This is a genomic window from Massilia sp. 05N420 (assembly GCF_056397205.1).
The window spans coordinates 1-383 of record NZ_JBFTMX010000252.1 but is presented as its reverse complement, the minus strand read 5'-3'; the positions used below and the strand labels follow the sequence as shown (position 1 = coordinate 383).

General features: G+C 63.2%; 1 pseudogene. It reads right to left on the bottom strand.

Annotated elements, in window-relative coordinates:
• A pseudogene (locus AC1DIX_RS28205) lies at positions 1 to 383 on the bottom strand (glycoside hydrolase family 2 protein); the annotation flags it as partial.

Genomic DNA, 383 nt, shown 5'->3' with positions numbered 1-383 from the left:
TAATCGGTCCGCGCGCCAGGAAGCCGCACGATATCGGCGGTGGTCCAGACGGCACCCCGGCAAAAGACGCGCTCACCGTTGACGCAAAGCCCGAAGCCGTCGCCATCGGCCCCGCGATCGAGGGCGATCGTGCGGAAACCGGTCTTACCGAGCGGGTACTCTACATCGTCGGAAACCAGCGTCAGATCGTAGAGATCAGGCGCGCCGTGCGTGTGCGGCCACCACGGCTTCACATTGGCAAGCTTGAGGATAGCCGAGTAGTGATTCTCGCCGATCTTCTCAAAGGCCGCCTCTTCCCCCCCGCAGCGCAGCTGAAGGATCGGATCCTCCGCGGCGGAATAAAGCGAAACGCTGACCCGTCCGCTGCCATCCTCATCCAGAAC